General features: G+C 55.4%; 19 protein-coding genes and 1 tRNA gene. 15 read left to right on the top strand and 5 right to left on the bottom strand.

Features of this window, described 5'->3' with window-relative positions; all coding sequences use genetic code 11:
* Position 1: 1 nt before the first annotated feature.
* Positions 2 to 1,057 carry a glutamine-hydrolyzing carbamoyl-phosphate synthase small subunit gene (carA, locus tag WC598_RS02005; RefSeq protein ID WP_372959794.1) on the bottom strand — a complete coding sequence of 352 codons (1,056 nt, stop codon included), beginning with the start codon at positions 1,055 to 1,057 and terminating at the stop codon, positions 2 to 4.
* Positions 1,058 to 1,236: 179 nt separating this feature from the next.
* Here carA and WC598_RS02000 point away from each other — a divergent pair, with 179 nt between their 5' ends.
* The 12 genes from WC598_RS02000 to WC598_RS01945 all read left to right on the top strand — a co-directional run bounded on the left by WC598_RS02000 (position 1,237) and on the right by WC598_RS01945 (position 12,328).
* Positions 1,237 to 1,734, top strand: coding sequence for a ferritin-like domain-containing protein (locus WC598_RS02000; RefSeq protein ID WP_372959793.1), 498 nt, complete (start codon positions 1,237 to 1,239; stop codon positions 1,732 to 1,734).
* A gap of 102 nt (positions 1,735 to 1,836) precedes the next feature.
* A complete protein-coding gene (locus tag WC598_RS01995; RefSeq protein ID WP_372959792.1) occupies positions 1,837 to 2,118 on the top strand; it encodes a glutaredoxin family protein in 282 nt (93 codons plus the stop codon).
* Positions 2,115 to 2,630 carry a ferredoxin-thioredoxin reductase catalytic domain-containing protein gene (locus WC598_RS01990; protein ID WP_372959791.1) on the top strand — a complete coding sequence of 172 codons (516 nt, stop codon included), beginning with the start codon at positions 2,115 to 2,117 and terminating at the stop codon, positions 2,628 to 2,630. The genes WC598_RS01995 and WC598_RS01990 overlap by 4 nt, the downstream gene beginning before the upstream one ends.
* Before the next feature lie 66 nt (positions 2,631 to 2,696).
* Positions 2,697 to 3,035 carry a hypothetical protein gene (locus WC598_RS01985; RefSeq protein ID WP_372959790.1) on the top strand — a complete coding sequence of 113 codons (339 nt, stop codon included), beginning with the start codon at positions 2,697 to 2,699 and terminating at the stop codon, positions 3,033 to 3,035.
* A 538-nt stretch (positions 3,036 to 3,573) separates the two neighbouring features.
* Positions 3,574 to 5,514, top strand: a complete 1,941-nt coding sequence (locus WC598_RS01980; RefSeq protein ID WP_372959789.1) for a proton-conducting transporter membrane subunit — start codon at positions 3,574 to 3,576, stop codon at positions 5,512 to 5,514.
* Positions 5,511 to 6,452 carry a respiratory chain complex I subunit 1 family protein gene (locus WC598_RS01975; RefSeq protein ID WP_372959788.1) on the top strand — a complete coding sequence of 314 codons (942 nt, stop codon included), beginning with the start codon at positions 5,511 to 5,513 and terminating at the stop codon, positions 6,450 to 6,452. Before WC598_RS01980 ends, WC598_RS01975 begins: the two co-directional genes overlap by 4 nt.
* Positions 6,449 to 7,138 carry a hydrogenase subunit gene (locus WC598_RS01970; protein ID WP_372959787.1) on the top strand — a complete coding sequence of 230 codons (690 nt, stop codon included), beginning with the start codon at positions 6,449 to 6,451 and terminating at the stop codon, positions 7,136 to 7,138. Before WC598_RS01975 ends, WC598_RS01970 begins: the two co-directional genes overlap by 4 nt.
* Positions 7,135 to 8,622 carry a proton-conducting transporter membrane subunit gene (locus WC598_RS01965; RefSeq protein WP_372959786.1) on the top strand — a complete coding sequence of 496 codons (1,488 nt, stop codon included), beginning with the start codon at positions 7,135 to 7,137 and terminating at the stop codon, positions 8,620 to 8,622. Before WC598_RS01970 ends, WC598_RS01965 begins: the two co-directional genes overlap by 4 nt.
* Positions 8,622 to 10,202, top strand: a complete 1,581-nt coding sequence (locus WC598_RS01960) for an NADH-quinone oxidoreductase subunit C (RefSeq protein ID WP_372959785.1) — start codon at positions 8,622 to 8,624, stop codon at positions 10,200 to 10,202. Before WC598_RS01965 ends, WC598_RS01960 begins: the two co-directional genes overlap by 1 nt.
* A gap of 11 nt (positions 10,203 to 10,213) precedes the next feature.
* Positions 10,214 to 10,732: an NADH-quinone oxidoreductase subunit B family protein gene (locus WC598_RS01955; RefSeq protein ID WP_372959784.1), complete on the top strand. Its 519-nt coding sequence runs from the start codon at positions 10,214 to 10,216 to the stop codon at positions 10,730 to 10,732.
* 70 nt (positions 10,733 to 10,802) lie between these two features.
* Positions 10,803 to 11,582: an alpha/beta fold hydrolase gene (locus WC598_RS01950; RefSeq protein ID WP_372959783.1), complete on the top strand. Its 780-nt coding sequence runs from the start codon at positions 10,803 to 10,805 to the stop codon at positions 11,580 to 11,582.
* Between the two features lie 53 nt (positions 11,583 to 11,635).
* The gene (locus WC598_RS01945) at positions 11,636 to 12,328 is read left to right on the top strand and encodes a molybdopterin-dependent oxidoreductase (protein ID WP_372959782.1); all 693 of its coding nucleotides are present in this window, start codon (positions 11,636 to 11,638) and stop codon (positions 12,326 to 12,328) included.
* Between the two features lie 26 nt (positions 12,329 to 12,354).
* Here WC598_RS01945 and WC598_RS01940 read toward each other — a convergent pair whose 3' ends face one another.
* The 3 genes from WC598_RS01940 to amrS form a co-directional block, all read right to left on the bottom strand.
* Positions 12,355 to 12,627, bottom strand: coding sequence for a hypothetical protein (locus WC598_RS01940; protein WP_372959781.1), 273 nt, complete (start codon positions 12,625 to 12,627; stop codon positions 12,355 to 12,357).
* Positions 12,628 to 12,764: 137 nt separating this feature from the next.
* Entirely contained in the window at positions 12,765 to 13,256 is a 492-nt protein-coding gene (locus tag WC598_RS01935) for a Mut7-C RNAse domain-containing protein (RefSeq protein ID WP_372959780.1), read from the bottom strand.
* On the bottom strand, positions 13,246 to 14,259 hold the full coding sequence (amrS, locus tag WC598_RS01930; protein WP_372959779.1) for an AmmeMemoRadiSam system radical SAM enzyme: 1,014 nt from the start codon (positions 14,257 to 14,259) through the stop codon (positions 13,246 to 13,248). Before amrS ends, WC598_RS01935 begins: the two co-directional genes overlap by 11 nt.
* Before the next feature lie 108 nt (positions 14,260 to 14,367).
* On the opposite strand from amrS, the gene WC598_RS01925 reads away from it, so the two are divergent.
* A complete protein-coding gene (locus WC598_RS01925; RefSeq protein WP_372959778.1) occupies positions 14,368 to 16,095 on the top strand; it encodes a histidine kinase N-terminal 7TM domain-containing protein in 1,728 nt (575 codons plus the stop codon).
* A gap of 364 nt (positions 16,096 to 16,459) precedes the next feature.
* Here the strand turns inward: WC598_RS01925 and WC598_RS01920 are convergent, their stop codons facing one another.
* Entirely contained in the window at positions 16,460 to 16,645 is a 186-nt protein-coding gene (locus WC598_RS01920) for a hypothetical protein (RefSeq protein WP_372959777.1), read from the bottom strand.
* Between the two features lie 39 nt (positions 16,646 to 16,684).
* Between WC598_RS01920 and pyrH the strand changes: the two genes are divergently transcribed.
* Complete coding sequence (pyrH, locus tag WC598_RS01915) at positions 16,685 to 17,389, top strand: UMP kinase (RefSeq protein ID WP_372959776.1); 705 nt, start codon at positions 16,685 to 16,687, stop codon at positions 17,387 to 17,389.
* Positions 17,390 to 17,437: 48 nt separating this feature from the next.
* Positions 17,438 to 17,512 (top strand) — tRNA-Pro (locus WC598_RS01910).
* Positions 17,513 to 17,519: the final 7 nt, after the last annotated feature.

The raw sequence follows: 17,519 nt of genomic DNA, 5'->3' as shown, positions 1-17,519 counted from the left end.
GTTATGCGATCCTCCTGAAAAGGGCGTCGAAGAAATGCGCTTCCGTATCGCGCGGCCCCCCGTGGGCTTCCGGATGGAACTGGACGGTTGTGAGACAGAGTTTCTCGTTCTCGAAACCTTCCACAGTCCCGTCGTTGACGTTGGTGTAAGTGACCTTTGAGCCTTCCGGCAGGGATTCGGCGTCCACGGCAAAACCGTGGTTCTGGGTGGTGATAAAGATCCTGCCGTCCTTGAACCGGACCGGCTGGTTTGCGCCCCGGTGCCCGAACTTGAGCTTGTAGGTGTTGCCACCCAGTGCAAGGGCAGAGACCTGGTTGCCCATGCAGATGCCAAAGATCGGCATCTGGCCGAGCAGTTCCCGGACGCACGCGATTGCGTGGGTGGCCTGTTTGGGATCTCCGGGACCGTTGCTGACGAAGAGGGCATCGGGTTTACAGGCAAGAACCTGGTCTGCGGAGGTGTTGTGGGGGAAGACGAAGAGGTCGCCTCCGCGCTTTTGGAGGCTTGTTATCATGTTCTTCTTGATGCCGAGGTCGATGACGGCAATCCGTTTTCCGCTTCCCGGAATGTGGTACGGTTCTCTGCAGGAAACTTCCGGGATGGGAACGATATCGGAGATGGCAGGAGTCCTCCGCGCGAGTTTTACTGCAGCTTCCCCGTCGTCACTCCCGACCACGAGGGCTGCCCTCATCGTACCGTGGACCCGCAGTTTGATGGTCAGGGCCCGGGTGTCAACACCGGTGATGCCAAGAAGGTTGTTCTCTTCAAAATAGGATCTGATGGACGGCTGGGCGGCGGGTTTCTCGCAGATCTCTTTTGTTATACATCCAAGGGCGCAAATTTTTTTGTTCTGGAAATTCTGCAAATCGACACCATAGTTCCCGATCAGCGGAAAAGTGAACATCAGGATCTGGCCATAATAACTCGGATCCGTCAGGGATTCCATGTAGCCGGTCATCTGTGTATTGAATACGAGTTCCCCGGCACATTCCCCTTCGACACCAAATCCCTCCCCAACGACGTATTGACCGTCTTCAAGACCCAGAACAGCCTTCATAATTTTATCATAGTCAATGCGCTGGAATAGTTATTAACGATAATGCAGGTGCCGGTCCGGTAGCCTTTGTGGTTTTCGCCGGAATCCGGCTTCCTGCATCCGGGTGCCCGTTCGGATATGCATAAAAAGGTGAAGAGTTGATATTCAACAGTCAGTAATTGCTATTGACGGTGTTTACCATGGGAACATTAGGCAGAAAGATTGTTGATACTGATGTCAAGGACCTCGTGAACCTGCTCAACAAGGCATATTCCGACGAGTGGCTTGCCTACTACCAGTACTGGATTGGATCGAAGGTTGTCAAGGGGCCAAACAAGGAAGCAGTCATTGCCGAACTGACGCTCCATGCAACCGAGGAACTGGCACATGCCACCCTTCTGACTACACGGATTATCCAGCTGGGAGGTACACCGGTTACCAATCCCCAGCAGTGGTTCAAACTGACCAACTGCGGATACGAGGCGCCGGACGATCCGTTCATCGTGAAAATCCTTGAACAGAATATCAAGGGCGAACAGTGTGCGATCAAGACGTACAATGCCCTCATGAAAAAGACCCGGGATAAGGACCCGGTAACGTACAATATGCTTCTCACCATCCTCTCGCAGGAAGTGGAGCACGAAGAAGATCTCCAGGCCCTCCTTGAGGACGTCGAGATCATCATGAAGAACAAGTGACGGAATTTTTCCTCACTTCTCTTTTACGGACCCCGTTCTCACGATCCCCGGTTATTTATAGTATCTGCCGCAATCTCCTTTCATTGTGAGGAGGGTCAAAAAATGGCAATCGAACATGTGAGCGGGAAGAACAAGGGAAATGTCATGCTGTACGCGCTCTCCACCTGCGGATGGTGCGGCAAGACCAAAGATCTGCTGCGGCAGATCGGCATTGAATTCAGCTTTGTGTACGTTGACCTGCTGGAGGGCAGCGAGCAGGACGATGCGATGAATGCTGTCGAGAGATGGAACCCGAGCGGTTCTTTTCCTACGCTGGTGATTGGTGACAAACGTGCGATTGTCGGGTTCCGCGAACAGGAGATCCGGGAGGCTCTTGGTGCATGAACATCCCCGGTATAAGTGACAGCGATGTTGAACGGATATATCTGATCCTCAAAAAAGAAGCAGAGGGGGGAGGGTATCGCCTCAATCCGGACCCGGAATTTACCAAAAACCTTGTCCGCGGCCTCTTAAAAAACGAGCAGCGGTACGGGTACCGGGCATGCCCCTGTCGTCTTGCCACCGGTAAAAAAGAGGAGGATCTCGATATCATCTGCCCCTGCGATTACCGGGATCCGGATCTCGATGCATATGGTGCCTGCTATTGTGCTCTCTATGTCAGCGATGCCATCTCCCTTGGGGCAAACCAGGCAGCACCGGTTCCCGAGCGCCGCCCTCCCCGCTCGGACCGGAAAAAGACAGGTATTCTCAAAACCGTTTCTGCAACACCGGCAACAGGATTCTCTCTCCCGGTCTGGCGCTGCAAAGTCTGTGGTTATCTCTGTGCCCGCGAGCATCCCCCGGAGATCTGCCCGATCTGCAAAGTAAAAAAGGACAGGTTCGAGCGGTTCGCTTAACAATCTTTTTTTTTGGCGCGGTCCAATAACGAATACTCAAATATTGGCCGGTTCCATTTTACTGGTATGGCAGGTACCGTCCATATCGAAGTTGTCGGCCTCAAAATCTCGGAATGTTCCCCTTTTCCCTGTGATGAGAACCGCACCTGCGGGCTCTCCGGATGTCTGTATTCGGGAAAACTTGTTGATGCATTCCGCGAACTAAAGAGCGTTCTTCATGAAACATATGGTGACCGCGTTGATCTCAAACTGACCCTTGTTGACGACGGTGCACCTGAGTATATCCGCACGATCATTGAGCGGGACTTTCCCCCGATTCCCATGGTGCTCGTGAACGGACGGGTGACAAAAATCGGGCGGATCACCCTTGACCGGATAAAAGCCGAGATCGAGAAAGAACTGTAATTTTTTTCCTTGGAAAAAATCAGGTATTCCTCTTTTTTGCCAGGATTCACCGTTCATATCGTTTTTGAAAATTTTTTCCACGCCTCCGGTATCTTTTCCACCCTGCGGGTATCCCCCCGCGGGCGTTTGGAATCAGCGGGCGTTTTCCGGAAGAACACTCATTGGTTTTCGCTCCAGCGATCGTTTTGCAGTTTCCGTGCAGGTGTACGCCCGGGCGCGCAGATCTGCAAATACTCCAAAATTTTACTGCAATTCTGCAAGAGAATGATCTATCAGATTTTTTTTATCCAAAATAAGCGGCGGCGCTTCATTGGAGGAAAAAAATAAAAATAATTTCACGTTTTCCGGTTCCTGTGGTCACATTAATATATATGGCTGGAAAAATAACCGTGTTAAATTAACATCTCCGATGATCCCAATGTCATTCTGCAAACATTTTCAGGTTTTTTTTATTGGAACGTCCCACCCGGTGCTGCCTGATGGCGGTTTTCCCTGTACGGACAGGTTCCCCGTTGTGGATACCGGGAGAGTGAATTAAATGGAAACTGAACTGTTTATCCTCGCGGTTCTCCTCCTCCTGCTCGGGACCGTCATTCCCATTGCCGCCGGTAAGGACCGCAGGCTCGTCCGGACCTTGGCACTCCTCTGCACGATAGCATCGTCCGCGGTGCTCATCGTCCTCTCGCTGATTGTCCTCATCACCACCCAGGGCTTTTCCTGGACCGCGTACCAGCCATTCGAATTCTTCTCCATTGCATTTGTGATCGATCGCCTTGCAGCGTTTTTCCTTCTCATCATCGCAGTCGTTTCCCTTTGCGTGGCGGTTTATTCAGGAGAATATGTCGAACACCTTGAAGGGGGGTTGCGCAGGAACCTGCTCTGCGGCTGCGCCAACCTCTTCATCCTCTCCATGGTGCTGGTTGTTACATCGTCCAACACCCTCTCGTTCCTCTTCTTCTGGGAACTGATGGCGGCGAGCTCCTTCCTTCTCGTCATGTACGAGTATACCTCACCCGAGACGCGGAAGGCGGGCATCTTTTACTTTGTGATGACCCAGCTCTCGACGCTCTTCGTGCTTCTCGGTGTTATCATACTCTATACCGGGACCGGTTCGTTTGCATTTTCCCTTGCGCAGTCACCTGCCTCCCCCCTTATTCCGGCTGCGTTTGTCTGCCTGTTCCTTGGTTTTTCCATCAAAGCCGGCATCATCCCGTTCCACAAGTGGCTCCCCTATGCCCACCCGGCAAGCCCGTCGCCGATCTCGGCCCTGATGTCAGGTGTGATGCTCAAAATCGCGGTATACGGTCTCATCCGTTTCCTGCTCGATGTTTTCACACCTGATCTCTGGTGGGGCCTCCTCATCCTCGCAGCAGGTACTGCATCTGCGGTCCTTGGCATCATCTACGCCCTCAAGGAACATGACATCAAAGCGATGCTTGCCTACAGCAGTATCGAGAACATCGGGATCATCTTCATCGGGATCGGCCTCTCGGTAATCCTGACCGCAGTCAACCTGCCGGTCCTGGCCACAATAAGCCTTCTCGGGGCGCTCTTCCATGCGCTCAACCATGCGCTCTTCAAGAGCCTCCTGTTCCTTACCTCCGGTTCCGTGGTCCATGCAACGCACACACGGGATATCGAACACATGGGGGGGCTCTCCCATGTCATGCCCTGGACCTCGGCCCTCTTCTTTATCGGCGCCGTTGCAATCGCGGCTCTCCCCCCCTTAAACGGGTTTGCAAGCGAAATCCTAATCTTCATCTCGTTCTTCTCGTCAGTATCGGCGGTCGATCCCCTGCTCAAGGTGGTCATGTTCATCTGCCTCTCCCTTTTTGCTCTGACGAGTGCACTCTCCGCAGCCTGTTTTGTCAAGGCATTCGGGTCAATCTTCCTCGCCATGCCGCGATCGGAAGAGAGCGCGAGAGCAAAGGAAGTGCCGTTTTTGATGCTGCTCGGACCCGCAATCCTTGCCGCCGGGTGTATCTTCCTTGGGATCTTTGCCCTGCAGATCTTCCAGCTCGTGGGTTTAACCGTCCCTGAGCCGGATATGCTCGTGATAGGTCTTCTCCTCCTCGTCATGGGAGGACTGACCTGGATCGTATTGTATTTCACGGCGTCAAGGGAAGTCCGGGTGAGCGAGACCTGGGGCTGCGGGACACTTTCCCAGCAGCCATCAACAGAATACAGCGGTCACGGGTTCTCGGAGCCCATTGACATCATCTTCTCATCAATCTACCGGACCCGGATGAAGAATGAGCGCACATTCTTCGACGACAAAAACACCCTCTTTAAAGAGGGGACCGCCGAGATCCGGCTCCTCAAACTCTTCGAGGAGTATCTCTATCTCCCGATATCCCGGGCTTCGCTGAAGGCCGCAACTGCGGTATCGCGGGTCCAGAACGGGTGCCTTGACACGTACCTGCTCTATGTCTTCTTTGCGGTGATAGCCATCATCGTCTACCTCGGGTGGTTTGCATGAACGGTATGTTTGTTCTCTATCTCATCCTCAATACACTCATTGTCCTTGCCGTAGCCCCGCTCTTCGTGAGCCTGATAAAAAAAGTGAAAGCCAGAACCCAGGGGAGAAGCGGCCCGTCCGTCTTCCAGACGTACTGTACGCTCGCAAAACTCCTGAAAAAAGAGGTCATCTACTCCCCCAACTCTTCAAGGATCATGCGGGTCACGCCCATCGTCACCATGGCAGCCCTCCTTGTTGCAGCCCTCTTCGTCCCGCTCGTCTTTGTTCCGGAAGCGGCCGGGGGTATCGGGAACATCATCCTCTTCCTCTACCTGCTCGCCCTTGCCAAATTCTTCATGGCCCTTGCCGGCCTCGACGCCGGCAGTGCCTTTGGCGGGATGGGCAGCTCCCGGGAGATGAGCATCTCCGCCATCATCGAACCGACAACCATCATCGTCTTTGCTGCGCTGGTCTTCGTCTTCAAGTCGCTCAACATATTCGACATGTTCTCCTCTTCGGCAGCTGCCGGGACATTATCCACCCCGGTCCTCATCCTCATCGGGATCTCGCTCTTTATCATTCTCATTGTAGAAACCTCCCGCATCCCGGTTGACAACCCGGAGACCCATCTCGAACTGACCATGATCCACGAGGGGATGATCCTCGAACAGTCCGGCAGGAACCTGGCCCTCATGGAACTCGCATCGGCAATCAAGCTGACACTCCTGATGGCCCTCCTCATCAACCTCGTTGTGCCGTTCGGTCTCATGACAACGTTCACCCTTGCCGGCCTCGCCTTTGCAGCAGTCCTCTTCGTTGTCAAGGGCAGCATTCTTGCCGGGATCATCGGGCTCTTTGAATCCTCGACTGCAAAGATGCGGTTCTTCCGGCTCCCGAGCCTCTTTGCCATGGCATTTTTCTTCTCGACCCTGATCATCATCATCGAGGTGTTCGCATGATCGATACGGCCCTTGCCCAGGCAGTCATCAAGATCCTGTTTGCCGTCGTGATCATCACTGCGGCCTACATCATCTCGACCCGCAACCTCCTCTCGCTCGTCTCCGTATACGCCATCCAGTCCTTAACGCTGGTGCTCATCGCCCTCGTCCTCTACCTGCTTGAGGGAGCCCCCGTGCTGCTCGCCATTGCCGTCATCACCTTTGCAAGCAAGGTCATCCTCATCCCGTACTTTATCGCAACCATCCAGGAGAAGGTACGGATCCGTCGTGATATCGAATTCCATTTCATCGGCCCGACAACATCCCTCCTCCTCTCGATGGGGCTGATGCTCGTCATCTACATCGCGCTCTCGCAGATCCTTGCAGGGACGCAGGCCCGCCAGAGCTTCCTCTTCTTCGGGGCAGTCCTTGGCATCTCGTTAATGCTCATGGGCATGATGGTGACCTTCTCGCGGAAACGGGCGATCACCAAAGTGATCGGGTACCTCACGATGGAGAACGGCGTCCTGCTCTTCGGACTGTTTGTCACGGAGCTCCCCTTCATCATTGAGTTTTTGATCATCATCGACCTGGTAATCGTCGTGCTCCTCACAACGATCCTCACGGTCGGGATCGACTCAACGCTCGAGGATTATCACAAGAGGCTCCACCGCTTCCACCTCTGGGAAGAGGAGGAGGGCCCATGATCCTGATAGCGTTTATTGCCTGCACCATTGCAGCCATCCTGCTCATTGCCATAAGCCACACCGCCAACCGGATGAACCTTGTCTGCGCAGTCCAGGCCATCCTTTTTACCATCATAACGGTCTTCATCATCCTGTTGAATGCAGTACCGGTATCCTCGTTTATGATCGGCAACCAGTTCTTCTTCATTGATCACCTGGGTGTTTTTGAGATCCTGATAACATCAGTCATATTCAGCCTGGCTGCGATCTATGCGAGAGGCTATGTGACCGGCCTTCTCGAGAGCGGGGAACTGGAGAAGGGAAGCCTGAAACTCTTCTACGCGGCATGGGCTCTCCTTCTTCTCATCATCGTGCTTGCGTTCTGCTCGGACAACCTGGCCCTCTTCTGGATCTTTGCCGAACTGACAACGATCACATCCGCCATCCTTATCGCCACCCTTTCAGCCCGGGAGAACATCGATGCCGCGATCAAGTACATCTTCGTTGCCTCGGTTGCCATGCTCTTCTCGTTCGTCGGCCTCATCTTCCTCTTCGAGACCTCCCGCATGGTCCTTGGGGCAGGGGCCGGGACGCTGAACTGGACCGAACTCATGCAGCATGCCGCCACATTTCCCCCGGGGATGATGGTTGCGGCCTCTGCTCTCATCTTTATCGGGTTTGCGGCAAAATCCGGTATCTTCCCGTTCCATACCTGGCTTCCCGAAGCCCATGCAAAGGCGCCGTCAGCCGTCAGCGCAATCCTGTCCGGGGTTCTCCTGAATGTCGGGATCTACGGGATTCTCCGTATGGTTGCGATCGCCCACCAGAACGCCGCGATTACTACAATCACCCCGCTCATCGGGCTCTTTGGAGTCCTTACGATAGCAATTGCAGCGGTCTCGATGCTCCCGCAGAAGAACCTCAAGAAGCTCATCGCGTTTTCGAGCGTTGAGAACATGGGCCTCCTGCTCATCGGCATTGCTGTCTGCACGCCCCTTGCGATCTTCTGGGTGCTCTTCCACGTTATGGCACACTCCCTGACGAAAGCCTCCCTCTTCTTTTCGGCAGGTATCCTTCACCGCCAGTACCGCAGCCACTTATCGAGCAATGCCATCGATGAGATACGGGACGTTTTCCGGCTCCAGCCTCTTGCCGCATGGGGCATCATCCTTGGCAGCCTGGCAATAGTCGGGATGCCGCCATTTCCCATCTTCTTCTCGAAGCTGTTCATCCTGCTCGGGCTGGGTGCAGTCTCTCCCATCGTACTTGCAGTTGTCCTCGTCCTCCTCTTTATCGCAGCGGTTGCCCTTGGTTACTTCGTGATCACTGCCTTTACGCAGGTTTCGCCACCGGGGGCTTCTTCGGATATCGAGCAGTACCACACGCCGATCAGCATGAAGGTGCCCATTGTCATTCTCCTCTGTCTTATCGTTATCCTCGGGATCATCTTTACTACAGGTGAGATCTCGTTCTTTAACCAGATCTTAGGGGAGCTGAGGTTCTGATGACCGATAGTACAGATGCCGGGTTTGCAGCAGTCCGGGAGATGGTTGGTTGTATTACCGACCCCGGCCGGATCGTGAGCGGGTGCAGCGGGGAATATTATCTTACGGAGGAAGGATACGAGTTCGAGACCCTGGTCCAGTACCTCTCCGCGGGAAAGTGCGTCCTTTCCGGTCTCTTCTGTGTTGAAGGGTTTGTGGCCTCTTCACGGTTCTCGCTCTTCTACGTATTCGAGAGGAAGACGAGTGTTCTTGTAATTATCCGGAACGTTAAGGACCGGGCCATTTCAATTGCGCGGGAGTTTCCCTCGGCCTGCTGGTTCGAGCGCGAATGCCGGGACGGTTTTGGCGTGGAATTCGACGGGTCCTTCGATGATCGCCGCCTCTTCCTGCACGAGACCTATCCGGAGGGATTCCACCCGCTGAAAAAATCCGTCAGGAACGTGCCCATTCAGCCCAAACTGGCTGTTGAATCAAGTGAGGAATATCCGTTCCGGAAAGTCAGCGGCGATGGGGTGTACCAGGTACCGGTCGGGCCGGTGCACGCGGGAATTATCGAGCCCGGGCATTTCCGGTTCAGCGTGATCGGAGAGACCATCTTCAATCTCGAGCTCCGCATGTTCTACAAGCACCGGGGCATCGAGAAGCTTGCGGAAGGTCGATCCCCGCAGGACTGCATGCGCATAGCCGAAGCCGTGAGCGGGGATGAGTCCGTTGCCAATGCAACCGCGTTCTGCATGGCGGCTGAACGGATCTCCCGTACAGTAGTCCCCGACCGGGCCTGGTACCTGCGCACTATCCTCCTTGAGCTGGAACGGATCTGCTCCCATCTCGGGGACCAGGCCGGTATGCTTATCGACATTGCATTCCCGCTGGGTGCCAACCAGTTCTCGGTCCTGCGGGAGGACATGTTCCGGATGAATGCCCACCTGACCGGCTCCCGCTTCCTCCGGGGAATGGTCTGCTGTGGCGGACTCTCCCACGATATCAGCAAACAGCAACTCCAGGATCTCGGGATCTTTGCAAAGGTGTTCCGGAAACGGTACCGGGTGGGCCTCAAGATCGTCCTCTCGACAACGTCCGTCATCGACCGGTTTGCTTCAACCGGTGTCATCAAAAAGAACCTGCTCCAGCCGCTCAATATCACCGGCCCCGCAGCCCGGGCTTCCGGGGGAAAAGGGGATGTTCGGACCGATCACCCGTATGGCATCTATGACCGTTTTGTCCCCCAGCCAAAACCCCTCAATGACGGGGATGTCTTGTCCCGGTTCACGGTCAAGGCGTCCGAGATCTTCGATTCCATGGATCTCATCGAACAGCTGCTCGCCTCAATGCCCGAGGGCCCGGTTGCCGGGGAGTTTGTGGTACGGGACGGGCATGCACTCTCGCTTGTCGAGTCTGCCCGGGGCGAAAATCTTTGCTGGGTTCTTGTCCGCAACGGAGTGATAGACCGGTATAAGATGAGGACGGCATCGTTCTGCAACTGGCTCGCCATTGAACACGCGGTGCAGGGCAACATAGTACCGGATTTCCCGGTCATCAACAAGAGCCTGAACCTGTCCTACGCGGGAACGGACCTGTGAGGTGAGATGAAATGGTAAACGCACTATCCTGTTTCTTAAAAAAGAAAGTGACACGCGATATTCCCGCACGCAACGAGGAGATTGAAGCTACCGGGCTGGGTCTCCGGCGCGAGATCGATGCCGTTTTCGGGCGCAGCCTTGCGATACGGGAACTTGATACCGGCAGCGACAATGCCGCGGAGATCGAGATCAACAACCTCAACAATCCCTATTACGATGTCGAGCGGTTCGGTATCACGTTCGTTGCCTCGCCCCGTCACGCTGACGTGCTGGTTGTGACCGGCGCCGTGACGCACAACATGGCGATTGCAGCGCGGAAAACCTACGATGCAATGCCGTCACCCAAGTTTGTCGTTGCGGTTGGCGACGATGCCTGCGATGGCGGGATCTTTGCCGGGACCTACGCGGTGCTTGGCGGGGCTGACAGGATCTTTCCGGTAGACTTGAAAATTCCCGGAAATCCCCCGACTCCCCTGCAGATCCTTGAGGGACTGCTTGCGCTGATGAAAAAAGCGCGGAATAAAACGTAAGTGCCGCCTCTCCGGCATAAAACCCCCTCACCCGGAATAATAAATACTCTGAAGATAACCGGAATACTGTATGAGCACGGTACGGAAATGGGGGCGCGGACCGTATTCGGTTGCAGTCATCCACGGGGGCCCGGGTGCTCCCGGCGAAGTTGCACCGGTTGCCCGGGAACTGTCAACGGTACAGGGGGTGCTCGAGCCGCTCCAGACCGAAACAACGCTTGATGGTCAGGTCCAGGAACTCCGCTCGATCCTTCTGGAGCAGGGCAAAGTGCCGGTAACCCTTGTCGGGTTCTCCTGGGGAGCTTTTCTCTCGTGGTTTGTGGCAGCCCGGTATCCCGCGCTGGTAAAAAAACTGATCCTTGTCAGCTGTCCCCCATTTGACGACCAGTACGCAGCATCCATCACCAGGACCCGGCTCATCCGGCTCAAGCAGAAAGACCAGGCCGAGGCCCAGGCGCTCATCGGTAAGCTCGACAATCCCGAAACCACAGAAAAGAATGCCATCCTGGCCCGGCTCGGCTGCCTGCTCGCCCGGGCCGATGCTTTTGATCCCACGAACTCTGAAGACGAAGCATTCCATTGCCAGTACGATATATTCCGGGGAGTCTGGGACGAGGCAGCCGAACTCCGGCGCACGCAGATCCTCATCCAGATGGCAAAATCCATCAAATGCCCGGTGGTTGCAATCCACGGCAACTGGGATCCTCACCCGGCGGAAGGCGTGAACGAGCCGCTGACAAAGGAACTCAAGGATTTCCGGTTCGTGCTCCTCGATAAATGCGGCCACCGCCCGTGGGCCGAGCGGAACGCCTCCGAGGATTTCTTTAAAGTGCTTGTAGAAGAGATCTGACTCATTTTTCCCTCCATCACAGTCTTGATAAGCTGCGGTACCTATCATCCTTCATGAACTACCGGACCGGCTTCATTATCCTGGTACTTCTCCTGATAGCCATTGCATTTTTTTTCATGGTCCTCCAGATTCCCTCAATCACTACCGGCTCCGCTCCAGGTGGCCCGGCTTCCCTTGGTGCCGTGGAAATCCGGTCGTACCAGGGAGCAGACCTCTCGTCAGTGAATGATCTCCGGGAAAATTCCATACGGGGTCCCCAGCAGGTCAATATTTCCACTTACCATCTGACCGTGACCGGTCTTGCCAACCGGACCCGGGTTCTTACATACGATGAGATCCTGGCGAAATATCCGCATTATACAAAGGTCGTCACCCTCCACTGCGTGGAAGGCTGGGATGCAACAATCCTCTGGGAAGGGGTGTTTGTACGGGATATTCTCGCAGATGCCGGGCCGGACCCCCTCGCAGATACAGTGATCTTTACTGCCCGTGACGGGTACACAACCTCATTTCCCCGCTCCTATTTCCAGGACCGCGATATCCTGCTGGCATACCGGATGAACAATGTGACGATGCCGGCGGAGCGGGGCTTCCCGTTCCAGCTGGTGGCGGAGGACAAGTGGGGATACAAGTGGATCCGGTGGGTGGAGAAGATCGAGCTCTCGGATAATCCCACGTACCGTGGCTACTGGGAAGCGCGGGGCTATTCCACTACCGGTGACCTGAACCGGAGCCAGTTTGGGTAACCCCCGTTTTCCTGCGGTACCGGCATTCATTCGTCTGCCATTGTTCCTGCAAGGATCCGCCGGGTTGTGGCAAGGATCCACTGCCGGTTCAGGTACAGGTGGAGGAAGACGAGATTGGCGAGAAGTACACCTGCCATATCGTGGATATCGGAGATCCACGCAAGCGGCAGGACAATCTGCCCGATTCCCGTCACTCGCATCAGTACAGTGAGCTTGGTAAGGCCGGTTACCAGGCTCAGAAGGAATGTTATGCCCAGGGCAACATCCACGCCCCAACGGATAATCTGCTGGTTTTTCATATGTTCTTCTCCAGTAGCGTAATCTGGGTTCAGGATCTAAATTGAGTTTTTTAAAAAGAACCGGGTAAGAAAAAGTACCCGGTCAAACCCGTACCGCTCTCCTCCCCGGCGCGGAACCGTTCCTCTCCATAGGAGCGCTACCTTCCTCTTGCTATTTTTTCAAGCATATCCGCGATATGCTCTCCGTGTGACCCGTTCCAGTACAATTTCCGGCAGTGATCACACCAGGTGAACGACAACCCTTCCCGGTCCTGAGGCGCATAACCGGATCTGCCGATCTCGTCATCCGTTGCAATGCGGAGCACGGTATTGCAGAGTGAACACCGGCTGAGATCAAGACGGGACTCCACAAACCCGTGATCGATGAGATGCTGAATCTGCACCGAAATATCCCCGCTGCGGATGTATACTGCCCGCTCTTTCCCGCGACGGGCAAGCTCGGCATCGCCGGTGAGCAGAATCCGGTTCTCCTGGAGGGATAAGTCAAGCAGCACCGTGTCCTCTTTCCGGTTCCCCGGCGCGAGGCCGTTTGCGCTCGTGGTATCGTAGCCCATGAACCGGAGGTATCTCGTAAGGGTACCGAGCATACGGTCCGCGAGGAAGCGTGTTCTGGCGGGATCAGGGGACATGCAGAATAATCTCGATCTTCTCTCCACAATGTGTGCACTGCTGCCCGTCAAGCCCCACGATCCGGCTGGAGAAACCCAGCCGCTCGATGAGGGAAGCCCCGCAGGACGGGCAGAACGTGTTCTCGTACTGGTGGTGGGCAACATTGCCGATATACGGGAAGCGGAGGCCGAGCTCTTTTGCCACCCGGTAAATCTTTTCAAGTGCTGCAACAGGCGTTCTCCCGCGATCGGTCATCCGGTAATCCGGGTGGAACGCCGAGAAGTGCATCGGGGTTTCGGGGCCCAGGTGCTCGATCACCCAGCGTATCAGGGAGGTCTGCTCTTCGACGCTGTCGTTGAGGCCCGGGATCACGAGCGTGACGGTCTCGACATGCATACCCAGTTCCCGGGCAAGGACGGCCGAATCGAGCACCGGCTGGAGGTGCGCCCCGCAGACATTCCGGTAAAAATCCTCCGTGAACGCCTTGAGGTCCACGCGGAAGGCAGAGAGCATAGGTGCGAGTTCCCGCAGGGCTTCTTCGGTAATATAACCGTTCGTTACGTAAACGGTGCCAAGGCCGGCTGCCCGTGCGAGGGTTCCCATGTCGAGCGTGTACTCGTGCCAGATCGTAGGTTCGTTGTACGTCCACGAGATGCTCGCGCTGCCGCTTTCCTGTGCTCTTTTCACCCCGTCCGCCGGAGAGAGATTACCGAGAAACGTCTCATCCCGCTTTGCCCGGGAGATATGCCAGTTCTGGCAATGCCGGCAATGGAAGTTGCACCCGATGCTCCCAAGAGAGTACGTGCGTGTGCCCGGCAGGAAATGGTACAGTGGCTTCTTCTCAACGGGGTCGACCGCTTCGGCACTGATCTTCCCGTACGTTGTTGCATACAGGATTCCATTCTCGTTTGCGCGGACCCCGCAGATCCCATGTTTTCCCGAAGGAATCACGCAGCGGTGGCTGCAGAGTGAACAGGTCACGGTATCCTTCTCCGATTTCCTGTACTGGCGTGCCTCGTGCATGGGGATCTCCTGATCGTGGATTGCTCTCCCGTTACATGAAGATATGGGTCCGGCAATACCTTTTTTCCCCGTCACCGGCAAATGTAATACCATGGTTCCCTGGCGGGCATGGCAGGACAGAGAATGAGCTGGCAGTATTCCCCGCTCTCGCTCATCCTCGTGATCGCGGCAATACTTCTCGGGTCGTTCTCGCTCTTTGCCTGGAAACGCCGCAAGACTCCCGGGATTGTCCCGGTTCTTGTCCTCTTTGTTGCGGCCACGATCTGGCTTGCAGCGTCAGCGGTATCGCTGGCAAATACAAATCTTGCCATGGCATTATCCATGGATGCTCTTGCCTACCCTGCAATCGTCACCATCCCGGTTGCCTACCTTCTGTTTGCACTCTGGTATACCGAGCAGGATTACCGGCCTTCCAATCTCTTCTTGTCCCTCCTCTTCGTGGTGCCGGTCCTCACGGTCTGCCTCGTTGCCACCAATGACCTGCACCACCTCTATTATACCGGTTTTTCTGTTGTTGAGGGGCCGAGAAATTCCCTTATCTGGACGTTTACCCAGGGCCCCCTCTTCTGGATCAATGCGTCCTACTCCTTTGTCCTGATCCTTGCTGCCTTTATCCTCTTTGTTATCCGTTACAGGACCGTAGGCACGCTGTTCCGGAACCAGATCTCGCTCGTCCTTGCGGCGGGCATCATTCCGCTCATTGCAACCTTCCTCTACTATCTCGAACTCGATCCCGAAGCGGGGTTTGACTGGACCCCGGTGACATTCGTTATCTCGGGATTCCTGCTCATCATAGCCACGCTCAATTTCAGGCTCTTTTCCCTGCAGCCGCTGACAAATTCCCTTGCCGTAAAAACGATGAAGGACGGGGTTGTTGCAACCAATGCTTCGGGAAGGATAACGCTCATCAACCCGGCCGGTTCAGCTCTGCTCGGGATGACGGAAGATGAGGGGGTTGGCCGAAAACTGGCCGAAGTCGCTCCCGGGCTTGAACGTTTTTTCCAAGCGGATGAATCTTCCGGAACGGACAGGAACGAGATCCGGCTCCCTCCCGGGGATCTGTCCCGCACCTATGAGGTCAGGACCGTCACCATACCCTCTGAAGGGGAGTACGAGGGGGGACATCTCCTGTCGTTCCGGGATGTGACGGAGCGGAAGAACGCCGAGACTGCATTCCAGAAAGCCAACCATAAGCTCAACCTCCTTTCCGGGATCATCCGGCACGATGTGAAGAACAAGCTGACTGCGCTCTTCATCAATCTCGAACTGGCAGCAGAGACCCCAAGAGAGAGCAGCGGGGCGGAATATCTTAACGGAATTCATGAATCCGCAGAAGGGATCCGGACCCTGATCGATTTCACCCAGGAATACCAGGATCTCGGTGTTGCTGCCCCCTCGTGGCAGAATGTGGGCGAAGCGCTGGCAGGAGCCGGGCGGCAGCTTGACTGTTCGGGTTTCCGGGTGGTGGATGAGACCGGGGGCCTTGAGATCCTCGCAGACCACCTCTTCCAGAGGGTTATTTACAACTTTCTCGACAATGCGATCCGGTATGCCGGCGGCATGACAACATTCACCCTCCGGTACACAAGGGATGGAGGAGATCTCATCCTCTATGCGGAGGATGACGGCCCGGGAGTACCCCGGGAGAACAAAGAACGGATCTTCGAGCGGGGGTTTGGCCATAATACCGGCCTTGGCCTCTTCCTTGTGCGGGATATTCTGGGCATAACGGGCATAACGATCCGGGAATCCGGCGAACCGCAGAAAGGAGCACGGTTCGAGATGTCGGTCCCGCAGGGAGCGTACCGGTTCAGCGGGCCGGGAAAAGTGCGGTGAGGGCTCGGCTCTCCGGCGTTTTTTTTGGAAATCCGGTTCCGGAGAGTAACGGAGAACCGGCTGCGTTCCCGTTTCTTAAATAACACATTCCGGATAGTTAAAAAATAAAAATACGGTCCGTTTTTTCGGATGAAAATCCGGTTCAGGGATTGGATCCACCCTCATGCCGGTATGTACCACAAGTAATGGTAATTTGTGTATCACAGTTCGTCAGGTGCGGACATTGCTTAGCATCTGCCAATGTTCTGATGACCATACCGTCCCGAGGGGGGTTACGATGACGGGCGCTGAACATAGAGAAGTTGTGACAACAACATCCAATAAAAAGGTAGTATAAAAAAATCCGGACTTACGCACTACCGGATCAATGTTTGGACGATTTCGGGTGCTCTTTTAGGTCCTGTTCCATCTCGCGGAGCGTATCGGGGGAATCGATCTCAAGCACAAACGATCCGCGATACCCGCAGTCCTTGCAGAGATAGATCTGGCCGACATACCCACCAGCGACCGGAAATATCTCCTGGCTTTTGCACGTTGGGCAGTAGAACATAGAACAACTCTATGTGCCTCCGGTACAAAAACTAATGCAATGAAAACGGTTGTCATCTCGCTGGGCGGTTCCATCCTGATCCCGACGCTGGAGAACCATACCATCAAGGAATACGTTCCCGTACTGAAGAAGATCGCAAAGTCCCACCGGCTCTTTGTCGTTGTTGGCGGCGGCGGCGAGGCCCGGCGCTACATCAGCGTCACCCGCGAGCTGGGTATCGATGAGGGGACCTCGGATGAAATCGGCATCCTGATAACAAGGCTGAATGCAACCATCCTGATCTCTGCCCTCGGGGAGGATGCATACCCGAAAGTTGCCGAGACCCACTCGGAGGCAAAGAAGTTTGCCGAGTCCGGCAAGATCGTTGTTATGGGCGGGATCACGCCCGGCCAGACAACCGACGCTGTAGCGGCAGTCCTTGCCGAGCGGGTCAGGGCAGCGGTCTTCATCAACGCAACGTCCGTTGACGGCATCTATTCGGCAGACCCGAAAAAAGTTCCGGATGCAAAGCGGTTTGCACTCTTAACACCCAAACAGCTGCTGGACATTGTCGGGGGAACGGGCCTCGGCGCCGGGTCGAACAACGTGCTGGACATTGTCGCTGCCCGGGTTGTGGAGCGGAGCGGTATCCCGCTCGTTGTGCTTGACGGCCGGGATCCAAAAAACCTCTCGAATGCAATTCTCAAGGGAAAATATACCGGCACCGTCGTTTCCGATGGAAAGAAGAAGCCGCTGCCGCTCTGAACTGATCCACTACCTATTTTTATCTTGCCGGCACAGGTATGATGGCACGGGGTAGTAGGGTAGCCTGGTCCATCCTAGAGCGTTTGGGACGCTTTGACGGCGGTTCGAATCCGCCCTACCCCATAGGACC

Source organism: Methanoregula sp. (assembly GCF_041645475.1).
GTDB lineage: Archaea > Halobacteriota > Methanomicrobia > Methanomicrobiales > Methanospirillaceae > Methanoregula.
Note: the sequence above shows the minus strand (reverse complement) of the source record. Positions and strands in the feature narration are given on the sequence as shown.